Raw genomic sequence first — 20,357 nt, forward strand, 5'->3', positions numbered from 1 at the left:
ATAAACTATATGTAGAACTCAATTCCCATTGTCCTCTGAAACTCTGGAAAGACCGTCTAGTAGCTGTATGGGGACAAGAAACAAAATAAAATAGCAATATATCAATGAATAAAGAAGATAGAAATTCCTTTAGAAAGGAGATAATCGGCAAGTTAGAAGAACAATGGGCTAAGAGTAATAGCCCTGAAGACGACCTCTTCTATTACCACCCTTCCGAAGATAAAATAGTCTTATCTCATGCCTTGTTCTGGGTAATGACCCAAAACATAAAAGGTAAGGTAGGAAAGGAAAAGTACTTATTGCTTCTCCGCCAATATCAGGAAGAGATGCTTGAAGCATACTTAACGGAATCAGAAGATTTCAAAGACTTGCTTCACTATTGTAACGTCATGTACAATGCCCTTCCTGTAATCCTTCGAAGCATGTACGATTTCCGTATCAATTTAGATGCTCGTAAGCTAGCTGCCATAACGATCGTCGCTGGCGGTTATGGTGGTGATATGCCCGAAGACCAGGCGTATGATCTCCTCGATGATATAGACTTCTATTATAATAAGGTAAAGTGCCGCAAGATAGAAAAGCTCTTACCGGTATTGAGCAAACTGGTGATAGAAGAACAAAAGTTACTTTAGCTTGTATGGAGGAATGCTTCTGACTCTATAATATAGTGGGGACGCCGTAATGGTAATATACTATGTTCTCACTTTTTGAGAGCTGCAAGTTGAATGACATTAATTTTGGCGATTATATAGAAGATATACTCCCCGACAGATGGAGGGGGAGCAAGACTTTTACAATATATAGAATAATATGATATTACTATGGGATTGAGTTCAAATGTTTTATGGCATCAAACTAAAAAGGACGGTTTGATGGGCATTCTCAAGGCAAAGAAATTGTATTTTTCTTATAGTTTGGAAAACATATTGTCTTTTAGAGAGATAGGAGGAATAGCTTTTCCAATGATAAGTCTTTGTGATTTGCCTTTGTCTGAATTTACTGATTCAAAATGGGCATATGGAGATTATGCTATTGGATTGTCTAGAGAATGGGGAGAGAAAAACGGTTTTAATCCAGTTTGCTATTGTCATGCTAATTCTGATTATAAGAAAAGAATGATTAATAGGCTTGTAGAGGCTGCAGCATCAAAAGATAAGTCTGTAATTGAAAAAGCTATGTTTCCCTTTGCTTATATGAAATTAGTAGAAGGAGTTTTGCTTAATAGAAGATATAAAAAATATCGTTTTTATGATGAAAAGGAAGTAAGACTAGTTCCTCATCAGGAGGATATTAAAGGCTACGAACTGTGCCTTTTTGAGAGTCAGTATCAAGATTTTAAAAAGAGATATAAAAAATCAATATTGGATAAAAACGGTGTGAACTTTTCTTTTTCGGATGTAAAGTATATTATTGTTGGTAACGAGAATAATCGCAAAGAAGTGCAAGGAGTATTGGCAAAACAAACGGAAGATTGTTCACATATTGTTATTTTGACAAAGCAACAAGTTTTAGGTGATATCGTAGGAAATAATCATAATGAGGAATTACCTATGTTAAATATAGAACCCATTAAGACTTCTGAGTTAGCTTTGAAAATTGGCAAAGAGTTTTTCAAAAATTAAAGTTTAAAACTATGGCATCTCAAAAGAATGTTTTTATACTTCTTGGCAATGGTTTTTCTATTGATATGATGAAAACCATAGGTAAGTCTGATGAAATAAATTTGAATAATTTATTTGCATGTGGCGCAGATGTGCCATGGCCAGAAACCGAAACGCCTGGTTTCCTTTCATTTCAAAATTGTCCCAATTTGTGGACATTGGGTGCACGTCCTTATCTTGATAAGGAGCTAGCTCTGGAAATAATAGAAGAAGTTATTACATGTGCCAATATTTTACCGCAGCGTACGGAGATTAAGGACAAGATTTATATACGTGCTTATAATGAATTAGAACAATATTTGATGTCTCTTTTTGTCTATTATACACGAAAAGTCGATATTACAAAAGCTAAAGGAAAACTTAAAAGTTGGGGATGGACTAAATATTTGAGGCAGCTGAATGCAGATAGTAATATAAAGACGGTCAGTATAGTGTCTTTAAACTATGATGTTTGGCTGGAAAATTTGTTGGATATGTTTTCTATACCTTATAGTATAGATGGCTTTTCTTCGACAAAAGAAAAAATACACATCTACAAGCCTCATGGCTCTATTGCTTTTCATTCAACAAAACGTGACAGGGCGGCATATAGTATTCCTGATCGTAATTCTTTTGATAATCATAAATTAGATGAGTTTAGATATGACAACAAGAATTTGGATTGTTTGAATATTATAAATGCACTTATTCCTCCAGCAGGTGACTCTTCCCGATTAAAACAATCTTGGTCTGCGGATATACGTAATCACATAAAAGTTTTGGCAAAGACTTTGAAGAAAGATGACAGTGTAGTTATCTGTGGTGTCTCTTATTGGCATGTTGATCGCAAAGAGATAGATACATATCTTTCGGAGATGCCCAGTGATATAAAGCATTTGGTTATGGTGAATCCTAATCCACCAGAGGTACTAAATGCAGTACTTATGACATTGTTTGATCAGTATGTAGTAATTCCAAATTCTACTAATTTAATGAAATTATGAAAAGGTTTAAACGACATGAGACAGATTTTACGATAGCTACTCTTTGGGAGTTTAAAAGTTTAGATAAAATCAATTTGAATCCAAAGTACCAAAGAAGTTCAGAGGTGTGGAATATAGAAAAGCAATCTTTTCTTATTGATTCAATTGTTAAGAACTTTCCTATTCCGCCAATCTTCCTTCATGAATTCATAGATCAAGATTCTGGCAAAACGAAATATGACGTTATAGATGGCAAACAACGTTTGACATCTATATTTAAATTTATAGAAGGTAATTTGGCTTTACCAGTAGATTCTTCTGATGATGGCTATTGCGAGCAGTTTATAGATGGTACATACTTCAAGGATTGGGCGAAACCGGATTATGTAGATATTAAACGTGAGTTTTGGCAGTATCAGATTAGCGTTGTATTTATCGATTCGGATGAGGAAGAGACTATAAATGCTGTTTTCGATAGGTTGAACCGAAATGGTGAACCACTGTCTGCACAAGAGTTTAGAAAAGCGATGTATAGCCAATATAAGTTGTATGAATTATTGTCAACATTGCCAGAAGTGAATCCTTTTAATCATATTCTTAATAGATTAGATAAAGTAAGATATGAAGATATAGAGTATTGTTCTGAGCTATATTTCTCATTGGCAGAAGGCAAGGTTGTTGATAGTAATAAATCCCAGCTTGATGTATTATATAAGAAATACTTTATTGATAATGCTATGGATGATGAACTTATGGAAGGTGTGAAAGAAGCATTCATAGAGACTGCATCTATTTTGGATACTCTTATAAAGGATATGCAACTCTATTATAAAAATAGTGTTTCTCATCTATATGCAATGTGGATGTTTGCTTACTATTTATTTACAGAGGATAAAGATGTAAACTTATACAAGAAGTGTTTCTTGGAATTTTATACGAAGGTTAAGCTAAAGGAAACGAATCCATATATACAAAAGTATATTCAGTCTATGCAGCAATCTACAAAGTCGATTGGGTCTCGAAAGAAGAGATTTGAAGCTTTGCTGGGATATATGAAAGAAAATGTAGAAAAGTAAATTTCTGTGTATGTCAAGCAATTTGAAGACTTCAAGTGCCTTGTTGACTATTTGGAGTTTGTTGCCAAACAAATGAGGAGATAATGTTATGGAAACAATCATAAGTATATTGTTAGCACTCTTGAGTGCTTTTCTTGGAGGTTATTTCGGAGCATGGTTTCAACATAGCTTCCAGAACCGAAAAGTGAATAAGGTGCGCAAGATAGCAATCAAGGCATTGGATGTGTTCTGTCGCTATGTCAAGCAAGGACAAACTTTCGACAAGGCAGCTTCAGAATTCAATAATTCCCTTGATGTTGTGGAGAAGAGAGCCGTTCTTGTAGCTTTGTGCAAGTTAGGCATTCCTGTTGTTAAGCCTATAAATGACTTATTTCAAATAGAAGATGTGAAGTTTGAGCATAAGTTAATCGATAAGGATACTTTAGAGTTGATGAAGGGGCAAGTTAACAAGGGAAACTGCGATGATATATTCTTTTCTGATGTAGATGCCTATTTCTCATCTAATACAAGATTATTGGCTGTACGAGCTGTGGCAAAGAAATATGTGGATTTAGTTTTTTCCACGTGTAAGTGCGATAAGGAAAAGCAAGTCGTTAATTATTCTGTAAATATGTCGTTGTTGTTTACGCCAGGAGAGTTAAACATCATTAATGTTTTTAGAAAACGTTCCTGTTGGCAAGATTATTTTGATGAGAACGGAAAGGCTATTCCTGAAAAGATGGAGGAACTCAAGACAGAGATAGATTTAGGTCTTTGGGATACTTATTTATTTTGGGATTGGGAAGCTTATCAGAACTTGCAAAATCAAAATTATTTGGCGGGTGTTATAGCTAATGCGATGAATGCAAATATACAAAATTCTATCAAATTAGATAATCAAAAACAACCATGAAAGGCAGTAATAATGCGCCAGCCGACAAACAATCGCAACTCTGTTGCGTAAACAAATATCGGCAGCCCTTTAGGGCACAGGCTCCGCTGACGATGCCAAAACTCTGGCGGAGGCTATAGCGCAGCCAGCTACATCCTCTCGTCCCTGAGGGAAGAGAGGCTTGGTGAGAAAGGTGGAGCTCCCTTTGGCTAAAGGGAGACGGAGGGATTCGAAAAGATGACTTCTTTAACGGTAAAGAAGGTTTCTGTCCCCTGTAAGGGGAACCGAAAGGGTCTTAAAGACCATTGAGGGATGATTTTAGAAAACATGTTATTGATCAATAAATAATAATTATATGAAAGGAATAGTATTAGCAGGTGGTAGCGGTACACGCTTGTACCCTATCACCAAAGGAATCAGCAAGCAGCTGATACCTATCTTTGATAAGCCGATGATATACTACCCAATATCAGTATTGATGTTGGCAGGTATCCGTGAGATACTCATTATTTCAACACCATTTGATTTGCCAGGTTTCAAGCGCCTCTTAGGCGATGGAAGCCAGTTTGGTGTGAAGTTCGAGTATGCAGAGCAGCCATCACCAGATGGCTTAGCCCAAGCTTTCATTATCGGAGAGAAATTCATTGGTAATGATTCCGCTTGCCTCGTATTAGGCGATAATATCTTCTATGGTGCAGGATTAAATCAGATGCTGCATCAAGCAGTTGTAGATGCAGAACAAAATAACAAGGCTACCGTTTTTGGCTATCGTGTAAGTGATCCGGAACGATATGGAGTTGCTGAGTTTGATGAGCAAGGCAATTGCCTGAGCATTGAGGAGAAGCCTGAACATCCAAAGAGCAACTATGCAGTGGTAGGCTTATACTTCTATCCTAACAAGGTGGTAGATGTAGCTAAGCATATTAAGCCATCCGCTCGTGGTGAGTTGGAAATCACCACCGTTAATCAGGAGTTCTTGAAGGATAAGCAGCTGAAGGTACAGACCATGGCAAGAGGATTCGCCTGGCTCGATACCGGAACCCATGATTCCCTTTCTGAGGCATCAACCTTTATAGAAGTTCTGGAGAAGCGACAGGGTTTGAAGGTAGCTTGCTTGGAAGGAATCGCATACCGTCAGGGTTGGATTACCGCAGAACAGTTGAGAGAGAATGCTCAGCCTATGCTGAAGAATGACTATGGCAAGTATCTCCTTTCAATACTTGAAGAGAAAAATCAAACACTAAGAAAGAATTTAGAATATTAGAAAACAATGAATATAATCAAAACTGATATTGAAGGCGTTCTCATTATAGAGCCACGCCTCTTCCGTGACGCTCGTGGCTACTTCTTCGAGAGCTTCAGCGAGCGAGAGTTTGAAGAAAAGGTTGCCCCAATCCTGGGACACAGTGTTCACTTCTGCCAAGACAATGAGTCTATGAGCAGCTATGGTGTAATGCGAGGCTTGCACTTTCAGCGCCCACCATATACCCAAAGCAAATTGGTACGCTGCGTAAAAGGTAGAGTGCTTGATGTCGCAGTAGATATTCGCAAAGGATCACCAACCTATGGCAAGCATGTGGCAGTAGAGCTGACAGAAGACAATCATGTCCAGTTCTTCATTCCAAAGGGCTTTGCTCATGGTTTCGCCGTTCTCTCTGAAACTGCAGTTTTCCAGTACAAGTGTGATAACTTCTATCATCCAGAGGCTGATGGAGGTATCTCTATTCTCGATGATACCCTCGGTATCGATTGGAAAATCCCAACAGAACATGCCAATCTCTCAGAGAAAGATACGAAGCATGCGATGTTGAAGGACTTTGATAGTCCGTTTTGCATCAACGTGGATTTATATAAATAATATCCTGTTGATTCGATTACAACATATTTCTGGTATACAATCAATGGTAATAAAACGGATAGTCGTAGTTAAATGAATGCCAATTGAATGAGTTTTATGAGTATTGATGAGTGTGTCTTTATTATAATTATATTGATTGTGAAAAAATATAATATCGTAATATTGACAAAACAAATTTACAATATATCGGATTAAAACTGTTTGTACAAGTTCGTAGCACAGAAAGAAAATCCTGCAACATCAAAACTAAGTGTTGGATTTTTAGTTTAAAATGAGGTGCAAAAATTTTATTGATAAAGGAAAATGATATGAATAGGCATCAATTGATGAATATCGAAGAATTTTGCAATACTTTCGGTTATTCACAAGAAGATTTGAATTATTCCTATAAGTTATTGGCTAATTTTAGTATATTGGCCAATTCTTATAGCCATGATACTATAACTTGTGATGTTCAGGACTCGATTGCAAACTGTAATATTAACGGAGCTTCATTTGATGGATTTGCCATATTGCTTGATGGGCAAATCCTTAATAGCGTAAAGGCAATTGAAGATATATTTCGGGTTAATGATAGTGTGAAATCTGAGATTGTTATAGTAAAGTCTGTATTGAAAGGATTAAATAATGATATTTTCAAACAATATTTGAGTAATATAAAGCAAGTGTTTTCCGTTGTGCTAGGCGAAGTAGATACTAGTAATTGTTCTTCCGTAGTACAGTCTACTGATACGATATCTTGTTTATATAATCAATGTGTAAAGACTTCCAATCCTTTGCCAGATTTAAATTTATATATTGTAGCAGATGAGTTGAAGGCATCTGACAAGAAAAAAATAAAAGAACAATTAGAATCTTTATTTAAGTCTGATAAGGAATCTTTTTCACAAATAAATAGTTTTGCCTTAGATACAGCTGAACTATTGACGTTTTACTCTCGAACGAAAATTCGTGAATCAGTAGAGATTGAACCCTATAAAACATCTATTCCTTTACCTTCTATTCATGGTATCAAGGATGCATTGATAACAGTGGTATCATTTTGTGAGTTTAAGAAATTATTGATAGCCGATAATGGTAGCATAAAAACTTCTATATTCCACGATAATATTCGAGCATTTCAAGGAAAAACGATAGTTTCCAAACAAATGGGAGAAACTTTAAAACAAGGAAAATTTGATCAATTTATAGCTATGAATAATGGTATTACTATCATAGTGAGTGAGTTGAAGCATACCCAAGGAGGTAAACTTGAATTGGTGGATTATCAAATTGTTAATGGTTGTCAAACATGTCATGTCCTATATAACAATAGAGACCTTGATGGAATTGGTGATCTTTTGTTGTTGGTCAAGATAATTTGCTCTACAGATGAGAATGTTCGCAATTCTGTCATAATGGGTACTAATAGCCAGATAGAAGTAAAGCGTGAACAATTAATCGCTTTGACTGGTTTGCAGGAGCGAATTGAAGATTATTATGCAAAGATTCGAGCTAATGATAATGGCCTGGAGCCATTGTATTATGAACGCCGTTCAAAACAATATGTAACAGAAACAAAGGTGCCGCAAAATAAAGTCATAACCATTCCTATTGAAATTATGTCTTTTGGAGCCATATTTTTGTCAAGTCCTCATTATGTTTCAGGCTACTATAGTCAAATCATAGAAAACTTGAAAAATAAGGGACGTGGTATTTTTTCTGATGCATACAGGGTTGATTCATATTATACAAGTGGCTTGATGTTTTATAAGTTGTCACAACTTTTTGGTAGAAATCAGATTCCAAATAGGTATAAACGTTTAAAGTATCAAATACTTTATGCATCTCGGCTTGTAGCTGAAATAAATTATAGAGAAATGCCACCATTGGAATCTGCAGAAATTGAGGATTATTGTGAATATTTAAACAAGTTGTTTTGTAATGATGTAACATGTCGTAAATGTTTTGGTACTGCTATTGAAATTATAGATTCAGTTGTCTCAGGAACAATTACCGATAGTATCGCACAAAATAAAGAGGTTACCGATAATATAGCAAAGAAAATAAAAGAATTAAGTGAGATAAAGGAACGTACATCATCTGCTAATGTACAAGAGTATAAATTACAAGATTTTTTAAGACTTCTTGATAGTAATAAGGAGTCTTATTTTGAAACTGATAGTTTTAAGTTGGCTATCGATACATTAGCAAAGCAAGTTGAGTATGCTGAAAATGAAATAGTCATAGTCGCAGGGCGTATTTTAAACCCATATATCAATCACTCAAAAATAATTCATAATATAACAAATTTTTTAGATAAAGGAAAATTGACGCTAGTTTTGTATGGAAGTTTGAACGAATTAACAAAATCCTCTTTGCTTTCTCGTCTTGCTTTGTTGAAAACAAACGGCAAAAATGTAGTATTTAAATATTTAAGCATAAAACCGACAATTACTTATAATAATCAAAAGCTTAATTTTAATATGTATGCCTTTGATGGTAAGTCTCTACGTGTTGAACTTCAACGGAGTTATAATACTGGAAGAGTATGGCTCAATTCTCCTGATATCGTTAATAAATACGTGAAAGAAGTAAATGTATGTATCGATAAAAATGGAGAAGATATAGACATAGTAAGAAAGTTTGGTTATTAAATGGTATTGGGCATGAATAATGAAGAAATATATAAGCTGCTTGATTTTGCACCATTAATGCAATTGGCTGCAGGATTTTATATAGTGTTCATAGCAATAGAATACAAGCATTCTTTTGCTGCCTTGTTGTCACGGCATTTTATGAATTTTAAGCAACAGCTTATTGATAGATATCGATCTTTTGAAGTAGAAGAATTCGAATTGGATATTTTTGCAAAGCGTGAACATTACCAAACTGGTGAGGGAAAGAAGGCACTTGAACAGACCAAAGCAAAACGAGAAAAGCTTGCTGCGTTAATCGCTGATAAGAAAGTCGTACTTTTTGCATATATTGATAAAGTTTGTCGATGTGATGTCTTTCGATATTTAAGTATCTATATGTTCATTTATTGCCTTGTGATACTTTTTGTGTCTGGGCTAATGAGTGTGCATTTTATGGCAATTGTTGACTATGTTGCTTATTATACTCTATTGTCTTATATCATTATGGTAACAAGTGTTATTTTAGGTTGGTTTGTACATTGTATAGACAAGCGTACGATATTATGGCTTTTCATAACTTTGTTCATATCTTTTTTTTCACTAATAGTCCCTTTCGAATGTATAGCTTATATTCATTTGGGATGGGATAATGAAATAAAACTTTTTGTAAAGAATGGATCTGTAATAGCATCAGCTTTTCTCCCTTATGTGACATTTTTATTATTCATTATCCTTTTTGCTAAAAGTTCTTTTGCAATTAAAAGAAAATGTAAACATGAAGAAGTTGAAGTTATCAATATGTACAAGGATTTGAAAAGTGAAATAGAAGCTATGAATGGTCAAGTAAAACAGGAAGAACGTGAGAAGGCATTAGTAGAAGGATAGAACTATTTTAGTTTTTTTAATCCGTAAATGATAGTATAAATTTTATAAGACCTATAATATGGCAACACAAAGAAAAGTTTTTTTAGAAAAAGAGATAGATGCAGTTTGGGAAAAAGCTGCGAAACAGCCAAATAATAATCCAGATGTTTTCCGAAAGGATTATGCTGGTGCTTGGATAAGGCGTGAGGATTATGGCAAACGTAATATGCCTTATGGATGGGAAATAGACCATCTAAAGCCTTTGGCTAAAGATGGAACCCATGATTTGGATAACTTGTATCCTGTACATTGGAGAAACAATGAATCTAAAGGTGATGATTATCCTCGTTGGAAAACAGTTTTAAGCTCGAAAGAAAATAAAAATGTAGAATCAGATAAAAGATGGAAGGTAGATGAATAGCATTGGTATTCTTTATACATTAAGGAATTCTTCTGAACCAAGTAAAAATAATGTTTCAGCAGAATTACATATTAATTATTGGAAAGTGCCCATTCGAAATGGTGCCTATAAAAGGTTTCTCGATTTTGGTATTTTTATTAACGATGTTGCGAGAGATGTAAGTTCTGTAAGTTTTTATTTTCCTTTTAAGGTTGAGGCTCAATCTTTAAAAGATCTAGGTGAAAGCTTATCTAAAAGTGAGTTGCTATGTACCCTGTTTAATAACGACTATGTTGTTCGTAATATTAATGGATCACCTAGTTATTTCTGTATTTCACCATCTTCTAATTCAGAAAAAGCGCATCCTTTTTGGTTGTATGTTCTTGGTGAAAACAATTTCAAGGTCTCGGATATTAAGCCAAATGGTTCTATAGTAAATGTACAGATATTATCGACTCCCAAGAAAAACGGTGGTATTCAACCTGCTTCAAATGATAAAAAGCCTAAAAGAAATTTGTATTTCCGCTTTCGAGTAGAAGATATACCAGAGAATAGTGTCTTTTATGAAGAAAATATATCGAATGATTTTTTGCAAAGTGCTTTCTCTAAGACTGAAATGATAGATTTCCGCATCAATGAAGTAAGGGAAATGAATCCAAAAGCTTATGAGGAGATAACAAAGGACAAAACGTTTTTGCCTTTTAGTAAAATTCATTTCTTTTTTGTTGGTTCTTCCGAGGATGAGCAAATTGCAGGAAATACAGATTATAAAGATTGTAGGCTCTTAAACTATGATAGATGGCAAGCCTATATAGGAGATAACTATGATAATACAAGAAAATTGATAGCCTATCATTGGTGTTGGAAAGGTGATGCTAATGACCAAACACGAGATAGATATAGTATTTTTATAAAGACTGTATATAAGTCAATCAAATGGAAAACGATATTAAAATATTGTAGCGTCGTGTTTGGTTTAAGTCTTGTTTCTGCAATTGTATGGGATGCGATAAAGGCTTTTCCATGTTTTATAAATTGGATTGTTGAACTCTGTAAGTAAACATATGTCAACTCAAACACAGATAATAACAAGCGAATAGCGAAGAATACGTTGCTTCTTTATTTCGAATGCTGTTCTTGATTGTTGTATCATAGTTTATGAGGCGATGTATATAGCAAGAATATTGAAATGATAGAGAATATTATGAGTGAAGAACAATACAACGGATTGCTGAAAGCCTACACAAAGGAGGCTTTAGCAAGTATGACAAGTATGATAAAGGCAGATATACGCAGTAGGTTTCCCGAACCTTATGCAAATATGTATTGCCAGCAGTTTGATAATTTCAAGAATGTTGCAGATTTCTTTGAATTTGCAGCAAAGTTAATGAGGAGATAACAATATATTTATTACCAGTCTTTGTTTTTCTCAGACTTATGTAAATAAGCATCAAACATTGGCATATAGTATAGTGTCCCCAGGCGGTCCCATCCCGCATAATATGGTGAAGACCTTTGATGGTCCGCCAACCTTAGAGCGTAGCGGTTCTGAGCACCGAGTAGGGCGGTTTCCTCCCTCGCTCCTGAGGAGAGAGGGTCGGGGGGAGAGGTGGAGCCCTCTTTAAGGGTAAAGAGGGACGGGGTGATTTTCGAAAAAATATCTCCTTAAGGAGACGAGGTAAAAGAAAAAGATTTATGCATAATTTCAACGACATACAAATCATTATCATGGCCGGTGGCGTAGGCAGCCGCTTCTGGCCAATGTCAACCCCCGATTACCCAAAGCAGTTCATTGATGTGATGGGTGTGGGTCGTTCCCTCATACAATTGACAGTAGATAGATTGAAACCAATCTGTCCTGTTGAGAACATGTGGGTAGTGACAAACGAGAAATACATTCGCATTGTCAAGGAGCAAATCCCTGACATGCCAGTCGATAACATATTAGCAGAGCCGGAGGCTCGCAATACCGCTCCATGTATTGCTTATGCCTGCTGGAAAATCCAGAAGAAGCATCCTGATGCCAACATCGTGGTGACACCATCCGATGCCCTGGTGATCAATACTTCGGAGTATCAGCGAGTGCTCAGCAAGGCTTTGAGCTATACATCCGATAAGAACGCCATCGTTACCATCGGTATCAAGCCAAGCCGCCCGGAAACAGGCTATGGCTATATCGCCGCAGCAGAGCCAACATCCGTAGATGAAATCTACAAGGTTGAGGCTTTCAAGGAAAAGCCAAACCTGGAAACAGCCGAGCAATACCTTGCCGCTGGCAATTACTATTGGAACGCCGGAATCTTCGTATGGAACATCGATACCATCAGCAAGGCAATCCGTACCTTCCAACCGAATCTTGCCAGCATCATGGACGAGATGGCACCTTCTTTCTATACCGAACAGGAGAAAGAGGTAGTTGGCAAACTCTTCCCAACCTGCGAGAAGATAAGCATCGACTATGCCGTGATGGAGAAGTCAAAGGAAATCTATACCTTGCCAGCCGAGTTTGGCTGGAGTGATTTAGGTAGCTGGGGCAGCCTCCGTACCCTGCTACCACAGGATGAGGCTGGCAATGCCAAGGTAGGCAAGGACATTCGCTTGTATGAATGTAAGAACTGCGTGGTACATGCAGCCGATGAAAGCAAGGTGGTAGTTCAAGGCTTGGATGGCTATATCGTAGCCGAGAAGAATGGACAACTACTTGTCTGCTCATTGAAAGAGGAGCAGAGAATTAAAGAATTTGGCATGTAATAAAGCTTAGGCATGTGTTTGGTGGAGATTCGTTGATAAAAGAACGTAAAATTCAAAATGATTATAGTATGGATAAAATAACAAGATTCAGAGCATATCAGTTAGGAGTAAAAGGTGCTTCTTTTACACTAGCAGTAGATGATGACTTTACTCTGATAGAGGCAAGGTTAAACGATTGTAATAGAGCAAACGTATTCAATGAAATGCGAATTGCTGGAGCGAAAAGCTTATCGTTACTGCATATTACAAGTTGGGATGTAGACCATTGTAATCCAGACGAACTATATGATATTCTGCATGTTCTAAAACCTCAAAGAATTCAATATCCAGGATATCGACCTGATTCAGATAGTGGCAAGAAATCATTAAAGATGATAAGCGATTATCTTTCACAAAAACAAATTCGCGGCAGTGAGATTTCCCCTAAATATGTCAATGCTTTGGAAACAGGTGAGTCTGCAAGGTTCTCAACAATTCTCTATAATCCAACGACGGAATATGAAAAGCATAACGACATGTCGATAGTCGCTCTCTTTAGGAAAGGGCGGTTTACAGTATTAAGTTTGGGCGATTGTGAGAGTCCTGAAATAGCTAATACAATTATGAATTGCAGTATCGCAAATAGCGAAACGGATGTGATGCTTATGGCACATCATGGGGCTGACAATGGATTTACGACAGAAGAGTTTATTAAGAAAATAGCCCCCAAAATAGCAATATGTGCCTGTGATTATGACAATCAGTATGATCATCCTCGTAAGGAAGTTAGAGAAATTCTCCATAATAATGATGTGAGATTTTTTACAACTAAGACAGGAGACGTGCTTATTGTTTGTGATGTGGATAACAATGTACACGTTACCAATTATATAGGAAATGGAACGAAGGTGAGCTCAACCTTTGAATTTAGACCAAAATTCAAAATCAAATAATGAATTCCGAAATAGCATTAGCATTGTCTGGAGGTGGTTATCGTGCTGCGATGTTCCATTTAGGTACTTTGAGTTATTTGAAACATGTCGCATTGCCTAATGGAAAATCCATCCTTGATGTTGTAAATACAATATCTACAATATCAGGAGGCTCAATAACAGGTTTGTGGTATATGATGAATTATTGCGGCTCTAATGATATAGAACAGAGTTTCAAAGATTTGTTTTATATTTTACGTGATAAAGATTTGCCGAGGTCTGTACTGAATGCTTTCCTTGCTAAGGGAAATGAAAATACATCCTTGATAAAGGAGACTATAAAGTTTTATGATCAGATATTCTTTCACGATCAAACTTTTGGATTGTTGATGGAGAAAGTGGAGCATGGACACATTCATCATTTTAGTGCAAATGGTACAGATTTCTCTAACGGATTAGCATTTCGGTTCCAAGCTTCTCGTGCAATCGTGAATGCGGAACCTCAGTATAGGTATGGATTTATAGGGAATAACAAACATAAGATACCAAGAGATGTAGCAAAGAATATCAAGTTGTCTGAAATCTTGGCAGTGTCAAGTTGTTTCCCTGGAGGATTTGAACCTGTTGTATTTCCTGATGATTTTGATTTTTACAACATTGAAGATTGTGAAGAATTTTGTAATGGTTGTAAGTCCTTTGGTCTAATGGATGGAGGCATAGTAGATAATCAAGGTATAGAACCTATATTGTTGGCAAATCAACAAATGTCTTATGATAATCCTAATGCACAGGGGAAGTCAGATTTTCCCAGTCATGATTTGGTAATCGTTTCAGATGTAGCATCTCCGACACTTTCGGAAGCGGATAACATAAATTTTAGTCTTCCTTTTAAGAAACTATCTTTTAACAGCATAAAAAAAATACTATTGTGGAGCTTTTCAATATCAAGTTTGCTCTTTATTATAACTTTGAGAGTTCGGCTTTATTTTATTAGCGGAATATTCTTTACTATTTCGTTGTTATGCGGATGGTTAAGTTGTTCAGTTTATTGTATTCGAAAAAAAATGACAGGACTTTTGAGAACACTTCCTGTTGAATTTGATTTCGATTTGATGACGAACTTACGATTTGGCAAAATATACACTCTATTAAAGAATCGAACATTGTCACTCTTGACTTTGGCGCAATCTGTATTTATGAAACCAATTCGCCAGATGCGTTATAAAGCTTTGTACGAAAATGCGTCTTGGAGGAATCGTTTGTTAAGTACCAATGTCAACGAGCTTTCCTGTAAGGGTTCGTGGAGATGGAAGAAAGATTATCCTGAAATATTAAAACCTTCGCAAGCGATTATCAACAATAGCGATAAGGCTTCTTCTATGGGAACGACTTTATGGTTTACAGAATATGACAGAGAAAACGAAATTCCAGAGGCATTGCTTGCTTGTGGACAATATACAATATGTATGAATTTGTTAGAGTACGTCGAGAAGTTAAAGAAGGATATGTCGAATACGACAGACACACATAAACTTCTGTTGGGGTGTGAACAACAATTGAAATCAGATTGGGAGCAATTCCAATCTAATCCAAAATATCTTTTAAAATTAGTAACAGTATGAAACATTATACAAGATTTAGAGCTTATCAATTAGGCGAAAAAGGAGCTTCTTTTTCTATTAGTGTAGATCAATACTTTGTCTTGATTGAAGCTCGTTACAATTCAGTAAACAAGTCTCATATTATTTATGAAATGGGATTAAGCGGTGTTGCCCATATAGATGTTCTTCATATAACAAGTTGGGATGAAGATCATTGTAAGTCAACGGAATTGGAAGATATAATCAAAGAATTAAAACCTTCTATAATAGAATGTCCTGGTTATGCTCCACATACTATTACAGGATTAAGGTCTTTGTCTATAATCTTAAACTCTGGTTGCAAGGTAGTTCGGGTTACTCCGTCAATTGTAAAAGATCAGTTTTTTACTCGTTTAGTTGGTCGAGATTTGTTCTTTGGACCAACTAATATAGAGAATGGTACGACTTCTAATAATATGTCTGTAATAAAGTTGTTTAGAATAGGAAGTTTCCAAGTGTTAAGCCTTGGAGATTGTGAAGATTCTGACATCGCGGAAAAACTTATGAAAGAAGAGATAGTCACAAAAGAAATTGATATTCTAATTTTGGCACATCATGGGGCAGACAACGGATTTACAACTACAGACTTTCTGAAAGCAGTCAATCCAAGAGTTGCAATATGTGCTTGTGATTGGGATAATATGTATTCTCATCCGTCAGATAAAGTGCGTTCTATGTTGTCAAATCTTGGAATTAAGTATTATTCAACCAAATCTGGAGATATTATTGCTCAGAGTATTGATAAATATAATTTCAAAATCTCCAATTACATAACAAATAATGAAAAGAAAGATTCTGTAGAGACATTTATGAATAAGACTTTTTATACTCAAGATTAATAGTTTTTATGACCCATCAAGCAAATAACAACAAGCGAATAGCAAAGAATACGCTTTTGTTGTATTTCCGTATGCTATTCTTAATGTTCATCGGACTTTTTACAAGTCGAATCAATCTACAATCTTTAGGAGTAGATAACTTTGGTATATATAATGTCGTTGGTGGCGTGGTCGCAATGTTTTCTGTATTAACAGGTTCTTTGAGCGTTGCCATTAGCCGAGATATAACTTTTGAGATAGGTCGTGGTGATAAAGAAAAACTAAGTAAGGTATTTTCCTCGGCTGTAACCATTCAGATATTTATGTCAGTTATTGTAGTCCTTATCGCAGAGGTTGCGGGAGTTTGGTTTTTGAATAACAAGATGGTTATACCTGCCGATAGGCTTGATGCAGCTAATTGGGTTTTGCAGTTTTCTATAGTGTCGTTTGTGTTGACACTGATTAGTGTGCCTTATAATGCGTGCATCATTGCCCATGAGAAGATGTCGGCATTTGCCTACATCACAATTTATGAGGCAATTATGAAATTGGTGATAGCCTATTCTGTATTTGTCACGCCTATTGATAAATTGATTACGTATGCAGCTCTCCTGCTTTTCCTCTCTTTTTCAATGCGTATAATATATGGAGTCTATTGCTCAAGAAAGTTTGAGGAATGTCATTATTGTTTTGTCTTTGACAAGGATTTGTTGAAGCACATGGGTGGCTTTGCTGGTTGGACAATGTTTGGAAATCTTGCATACGTTGGCTATTCCCAAGGCTTGAATATCCTGCTGAATCTGTTCTTTGGACCATCTGTAAATGCAGCAAGAGGTGTAGCTATGCAAGTTAATGAGAAAGTATCAGCTTTCTGTACCAACTTCCAGATGGCATTGAATCCTCAGATAACTAAAAGCTATGCTGCAAATGATTTGAAGCGAATGCATTCTCTGATATATGCCAGTTCAAAGTATTCATTCTTTATGCTTTTGCTTTTGTCTTTACCAATTATGATAGAGGCTCCATCTATCCTCCATTATTGGTTAGGGTTGGTGCCAGATCATACGGTTTGGTTTGTTAGATTGATATTCATGATTTTAATGTTGGATGCTACGGCAAATCCTCTTACAGTGGGAGCACAGGCAAATGGTAATATTAAGGTATATCAGATAGTTGTAGGTTCAATTCTTCTACTGATAGTTCCAATATCTTATGTCGCTTTGAAAATGGGTTGTATACCTGAGGGTGTATTTATTGTTCATCTCTGTGTCGTTATTTTGGCTCAGTGTGTGAGAATATATATGGTAAGAAATATGATTCAGCTAGCTGTCGGTGAATATATACAAAAAGTTATAGTAAAAATAGGATTGGTTGTTGCTACAGCAATAATACTTCCTTTGTTATTACATAGCTATTTGCTGCCAAGTTTTGCAAGCATGGTTCTTGTTTGCTTGGTTAGCGTGATTAGCGTAATGATATGTGTTTACGTCCTAGGTTTGACAGTTAAAGAGAGAGTGAAAGTAAACGCAAAGGTGTCTAAAATAATATTTAAAAGAAATGACCGTTGATAAACTATATTGGTGGAAAGCTGAGAAAAATTTTGGAGATTACGCCTCTTTTTATTTAGTAAGTCATTTGGCTAAGAAACAGATAAAATGGGCCTTCCCTCAAACTTGCATCCACAAAGATTTTTTGAATTTACTTCGTGCGATTAAGCATAGAAAAGCATTTCGATTAAGCTCATATGTGGGATATGTTTATCCTTGGGATAAAGCTTTATTTGCAATTGGATCTATTCTTGATTTTGCAAATCGAAAAACTGTTGTTTGGGGTAGCGGTTTCCGAGAATATGATAGTAAATATAAGAAAACGAAAGTTTTAGCTGTACGAGGAAAACTGTCTTTAGAGAAGTTACCTTTTAATGAAAGGGGAATAGTTGCTTTAGGTGATCCAGGATTATTGTTGCCTTTAGTGTATGACAGGCCACAAAAACAGAAGTTTGATGTGGTTATTATACCACATTTTGTGGATTATTCATATTTCAAGGAAAAATGGGGAACCAAATATGCTGTTGTAAATGTTAGAACTAATGATTTGGAAAGTGTAATTGATATTATTCGACAGAGTAAATGCGTTTTGTCATCTTCTCTTCATGGACTCATATTTGCTCATGCTTATGGAGTTCCTGCACTTTGGATAAAGCATGGATATGTGAATTCTTCGGACTTTAAGTATTATGACTATTTTAGTGGTGTAGGTATTCCTGCCTATGAAGGGGAAATTCATGATGAGAACCTATTAAGCTCGTTGGATTCTATTGCTAATTATTTCCAACGTATGCACAATTACTCTTTGATTAAAAAAGAAAGATTATCTCAAATTCAGCAGAATTTAATAAAAGTCTTTCCTCTGGAATTAAAGGATGAATATAAGAAAATGTTATAAAAATATGAAGTATTTAATAGTACAAGATTGGCGTAGTACACATGGTAATCATGCTGGTATGAGACACATGTGTGATATGCTTAAGAAAAAATATCCAGCAGAATATGAAGTGTACGTAAAGGAAATGCCTAAGGTGTGGGAGTATCCTAAGACTTTCCTTGAAAAAATTCACTGGAAATTGTTCGGGGCGAGAGCACAAAAAGCATATTTAGAAATAACCTATCCAAAAGAATATTTGGAACTTTGTAAACCAATGTTCTCAAAGTTGAAAGCTGGTGATGAGGTTTTTCTTCTTGAATATCTTTTACCATGGGCTTCTCAGTATGAATTGTCTTGCTATATTCGCAAGAATTATCCTGAGGTTAAGATATATGCTCTTTCTCATCTAACCTGCAAGTTTTTTGATGAGATTACGGCAAAAGAATCTGGAATAATCAAAAAATGGGCAGAACCAGTAGATAAAATGTTGACGTTAGGTTCTTCTTTATCTGATTATTTTGAGAAGGCAGGAATAACAAAAGAAAAAATAAGTACTGGCTTTCATTATGTGGATTCGGCATATTATCATAAGCAGCAACCTATTGATGTACATTCGCCTCTTAGGGTTATCATGATGGGAGCTTTACAACGAGATTATGGAATGTTGGCAGAAATTGTTAAACAATGTCCAAATGTGCATTGGACTATCTGTCGAGGTCGAAAAAATGTAGATGACCTTTTCCCTAAATCTTCTAATGTAGAGCTAAAAGGTTTCTTGTCAGAGGAAGAATTGCGTCATCAAATGGATATAGCAGATGTCTCCTTGAATGTAATGGAAGATACTGTGGGTAGTAATGTGATAACGACATCTATGGCAATGGGGCTTGCGATGATTGTGAGTGATGTGGGTAGCATCAGAGATTATTGTGATGAGAAAAATGCAATTTTTGTAGAAAATAACATTGGGGATTTTGTAAAAGGAATAAATTCCTTGTGTGATGATAAGAGAAATCGTGTTTATGAAATGAAGGAAAACTCTATCAATATGAGTCATAGATTACATATTGAAGAGGTAAACAAGTGGTTTTCATTTTTATGTTAAACAAAAGGACTTCTTTGGTAATAAAGGGAAGTTTTAATAATCATAATAGTACATGTTTTTAGGTTATGATGTAGGGGATCCAATAATATATTGGATTCTTAGAATTTTACTGCTTGCAATATTGTTTTTTTGCGGATGGGGTATAAGTAAAGATGCTCCAGCAAGATATAATAAATATGCATGGCTAGCAGGCAGCGCATATTCTTTAATAGAAGGTTTACGTTGGCTAAGAGGTGCTGATTATCCACACTATTATAATGACATAGTAACATGTTTGGGAAAAAACATGAATGGGGCTCTTCCTGCTGTAGTTACAGATGAACCTGAGTTCCTTTATAAAATATGGTGTACCGTGTTTTATTACAATAGTTCGTTAAAATTTGAGATAATGGCTAAGCAGC

20 protein-coding genes are annotated in these 20,357 nt (G+C 35.7%); all 20 read left to right on the top strand.

From position 1 onward, the window contains the following. The first annotated feature begins 104 nt into the window (after positions 1-104). Positions 105-632 carry a hypothetical protein gene (locus DXD25_RS14645; protein WP_117664145.1) on the top strand — a complete coding sequence of 176 codons (528 nt, stop codon included), beginning with the start codon at positions 105-107 and terminating at the stop codon, positions 630-632. A 189-nt stretch (positions 633-821) separates the two neighbouring features. Then, a complete protein-coding gene (locus tag DXD25_RS14650) occupies positions 822-1,622 on the top strand; it encodes an abortive infection system antitoxin AbiGi family protein (protein ID WP_117664146.1) in 801 nt (266 codons plus the stop codon). Between the two features lie 11 nt (positions 1,623-1,633). Then, positions 1,634-2,644 carry a hypothetical protein gene (locus DXD25_RS14655; protein WP_117664147.1) on the top strand — a complete coding sequence of 337 codons (1,011 nt, stop codon included), beginning with the start codon at positions 1,634-1,636 and terminating at the stop codon, positions 2,642-2,644. Continuing rightward, entirely contained in the window at positions 2,641-3,699 is a 1,059-nt protein-coding gene (locus DXD25_RS14660) for a DUF262 domain-containing protein (protein WP_117664148.1), read from the top strand. The genes DXD25_RS14655 and DXD25_RS14660 overlap by 4 nt, the downstream gene beginning before the upstream one ends. An 88-nt stretch (positions 3,700-3,787) precedes the next feature. Beyond that, entirely contained in the window at positions 3,788-4,591 is an 804-nt protein-coding gene (locus tag DXD25_RS14665; protein ID WP_147327934.1) for a hypothetical protein, read from the top strand. 334 nt (positions 4,592-4,925) lie between these two features. Beyond that, the gene (rfbA, locus tag DXD25_RS14670) at positions 4,926-5,834 is read left to right on the top strand and encodes a glucose-1-phosphate thymidylyltransferase RfbA (protein ID WP_117664150.1); all 909 of its coding nucleotides are present in this window, start codon (positions 4,926-4,928) and stop codon (positions 5,832-5,834) included. Between the two features lie 6 nt (positions 5,835-5,840). Continuing rightward, entirely contained in the window at positions 5,841-6,428 is a 588-nt protein-coding gene (gene rfbC / locus DXD25_RS14675) for a dTDP-4-dehydrorhamnose 3,5-epimerase (RefSeq protein ID WP_117664151.1), read from the top strand. A gap of 326 nt (positions 6,429-6,754) precedes the next feature. Continuing rightward, complete coding sequence (locus tag DXD25_RS14680) at positions 6,755-9,064, top strand: AIPR family protein (RefSeq protein WP_158556351.1); 2,310 nt, start codon at positions 6,755-6,757, stop codon at positions 9,062-9,064. Positions 9,065-9,076: 12 nt separating this feature from the next. Then, complete coding sequence (locus tag DXD25_RS14685) at positions 9,077-9,931, top strand: hypothetical protein (protein ID WP_147327936.1); 855 nt, start codon at positions 9,077-9,079, stop codon at positions 9,929-9,931. 58 nt (positions 9,932-9,989) lie between these two features. Then, positions 9,990-10,331, top strand: coding sequence for an HNH endonuclease signature motif containing protein (locus tag DXD25_RS14690; protein ID WP_117664154.1), 342 nt, complete (start codon positions 9,990-9,992; stop codon positions 10,329-10,331). Next, the gene (locus DXD25_RS14695; RefSeq protein ID WP_117664155.1) at positions 10,324-11,370 is read left to right on the top strand and encodes a hypothetical protein; all 1,047 of its coding nucleotides are present in this window, start codon (positions 10,324-10,326) and stop codon (positions 11,368-11,370) included. Before DXD25_RS14690 ends, DXD25_RS14695 begins: the two co-directional genes overlap by 8 nt. 144 nt (positions 11,371-11,514) lie before the next feature. Further along, entirely contained in the window at positions 11,515-11,709 is a 195-nt protein-coding gene (locus DXD25_RS14700; RefSeq protein WP_147327937.1) for a hypothetical protein, read from the top strand. 296 nt (positions 11,710-12,005) lie between these two features. Beyond that, positions 12,006-13,061 carry a mannose-1-phosphate guanylyltransferase gene (locus DXD25_RS14705; RefSeq protein WP_117664157.1) on the top strand — a complete coding sequence of 352 codons (1,056 nt, stop codon included), beginning with the start codon at positions 12,006-12,008 and terminating at the stop codon, positions 13,059-13,061. A 68-nt stretch (positions 13,062-13,129) separates the two neighbouring features. Further along, entirely contained in the window at positions 13,130-13,993 is an 864-nt protein-coding gene (locus DXD25_RS14710) for a ComEC/Rec2 family competence protein (protein WP_117664158.1), read from the top strand. Then, positions 13,993-15,594, top strand: a complete 1,602-nt coding sequence (locus tag DXD25_RS14715) for a patatin-like phospholipase family protein (RefSeq protein WP_117664159.1) — start codon at positions 13,993-13,995, stop codon at positions 15,592-15,594. The genes DXD25_RS14710 and DXD25_RS14715 overlap by 1 nt, the downstream gene beginning before the upstream one ends. Beyond that, positions 15,591-16,451, top strand: a complete 861-nt coding sequence (locus DXD25_RS14720) for a ComEC/Rec2 family competence protein (protein ID WP_117664160.1) — start codon at positions 15,591-15,593, stop codon at positions 16,449-16,451. Before DXD25_RS14715 ends, DXD25_RS14720 begins: the two co-directional genes overlap by 4 nt. Before the next feature lie 8 nt (positions 16,452-16,459). Next, positions 16,460-17,998, top strand: a complete 1,539-nt coding sequence (locus DXD25_RS14725; protein WP_117664161.1) for a lipopolysaccharide biosynthesis protein — start codon at positions 16,460-16,462, stop codon at positions 17,996-17,998. Next, the gene (locus tag DXD25_RS14730) at positions 17,988-18,875 is read left to right on the top strand and encodes a polysaccharide pyruvyl transferase family protein (RefSeq protein ID WP_117664162.1); all 888 of its coding nucleotides are present in this window, start codon (positions 17,988-17,990) and stop codon (positions 18,873-18,875) included. The genes DXD25_RS14725 and DXD25_RS14730 overlap by 11 nt, the downstream gene beginning before the upstream one ends. 4 nt (positions 18,876-18,879) lie before the next feature. Continuing rightward, a complete protein-coding gene (locus DXD25_RS14735) occupies positions 18,880-19,956 on the top strand; it encodes a glycosyltransferase (protein ID WP_158556352.1) in 1,077 nt (358 codons plus the stop codon). A gap of 52 nt (positions 19,957-20,008) precedes the next feature. Further along, a partial coding sequence (locus DXD25_RS14740; RefSeq protein WP_147327938.1) for a hypothetical protein occupies positions 20,009-20,357 on the top strand: 349 nt, incomplete at its 3' end.

The organism is Prevotella sp. TF12-30, from assembly GCF_003436715.1.
GTDB classification, from domain to species: Bacteria; Bacteroidota; Bacteroidia; order Bacteroidales; family Bacteroidaceae; genus Prevotella; species Prevotella copri_A.

What these genes read in the sequence shown, in the direction of transcription:
- DXD25_RS14645 (WP_117664145.1), top strand. Translation starts at nt 105, where the DNA reads ATGAATAAAGAAGATAGAAATTCCTTTAGAAAGGAGATAATCGGCAAG.
- DXD25_RS14650 (WP_117664146.1), top strand. Translation starts at nt 822, where the DNA reads ATGGGATTGAGTTCAAATGTTTTATGGCATCAAACTAAAAAGGACGGT.
- DXD25_RS14655 (WP_117664147.1), top strand. Translation starts at nt 1,634, where the DNA reads ATGGCATCTCAAAAGAATGTTTTTATACTTCTTGGCAATGGTTTTTCT.
- DXD25_RS14660 (WP_117664148.1), top strand. Translation starts at nt 2,641, where the DNA reads ATGAAAAGGTTTAAACGACATGAGACAGATTTTACGATAGCTACTCTT.
- DXD25_RS14665 (WP_147327934.1), top strand. Translation starts at nt 3,788, where the DNA reads ATGGAAACAATCATAAGTATATTGTTAGCACTCTTGAGTGCTTTTCTT.
- rfbA (WP_117664150.1), top strand. Translation starts at nt 4,926, where the DNA reads ATGAAAGGAATAGTATTAGCAGGTGGTAGCGGTACACGCTTGTACCCT.
- rfbC (WP_117664151.1), top strand. Translation starts at nt 5,841, where the DNA reads ATGAATATAATCAAAACTGATATTGAAGGCGTTCTCATTATAGAGCCA.
- DXD25_RS14680 (WP_158556351.1), top strand. Translation starts at nt 6,755, where the DNA reads ATGAATATCGAAGAATTTTGCAATACTTTCGGTTATTCACAAGAAGAT.
- DXD25_RS14685 (WP_147327936.1), top strand. Translation starts at nt 9,077, where the DNA reads ATGAATAATGAAGAAATATATAAGCTGCTTGATTTTGCACCATTAATG.
- DXD25_RS14690 (WP_117664154.1), top strand. Translation starts at nt 9,990, where the DNA reads ATGGCAACACAAAGAAAAGTTTTTTTAGAAAAAGAGATAGATGCAGTT.
- DXD25_RS14695 (WP_117664155.1), top strand. Translation starts at nt 10,324, where the DNA reads ATGAATAGCATTGGTATTCTTTATACATTAAGGAATTCTTCTGAACCA.
- DXD25_RS14700 (WP_147327937.1), top strand. Translation starts at nt 11,515, where the DNA reads ATGAGTGAAGAACAATACAACGGATTGCTGAAAGCCTACACAAAGGAG.
- DXD25_RS14705 (WP_117664157.1), top strand. Translation starts at nt 12,006, where the DNA reads ATGCATAATTTCAACGACATACAAATCATTATCATGGCCGGTGGCGTA.
- DXD25_RS14710 (WP_117664158.1), top strand. Translation starts at nt 13,130, where the DNA reads ATGGATAAAATAACAAGATTCAGAGCATATCAGTTAGGAGTAAAAGGT.
- DXD25_RS14715 (WP_117664159.1), top strand. Translation starts at nt 13,993, where the DNA reads ATGAATTCCGAAATAGCATTAGCATTGTCTGGAGGTGGTTATCGTGCT.
- DXD25_RS14720 (WP_117664160.1), top strand. Translation starts at nt 15,591, where the DNA reads ATGAAACATTATACAAGATTTAGAGCTTATCAATTAGGCGAAAAAGGA.
- DXD25_RS14725 (WP_117664161.1), top strand. Translation starts at nt 16,460, where the DNA reads ATGACCCATCAAGCAAATAACAACAAGCGAATAGCAAAGAATACGCTT.
- DXD25_RS14730 (WP_117664162.1), top strand. Translation starts at nt 17,988, where the DNA reads ATGACCGTTGATAAACTATATTGGTGGAAAGCTGAGAAAAATTTTGGA.
- DXD25_RS14735 (WP_158556352.1), top strand. Translation starts at nt 18,880, where the DNA reads ATGAAGTATTTAATAGTACAAGATTGGCGTAGTACACATGGTAATCAT.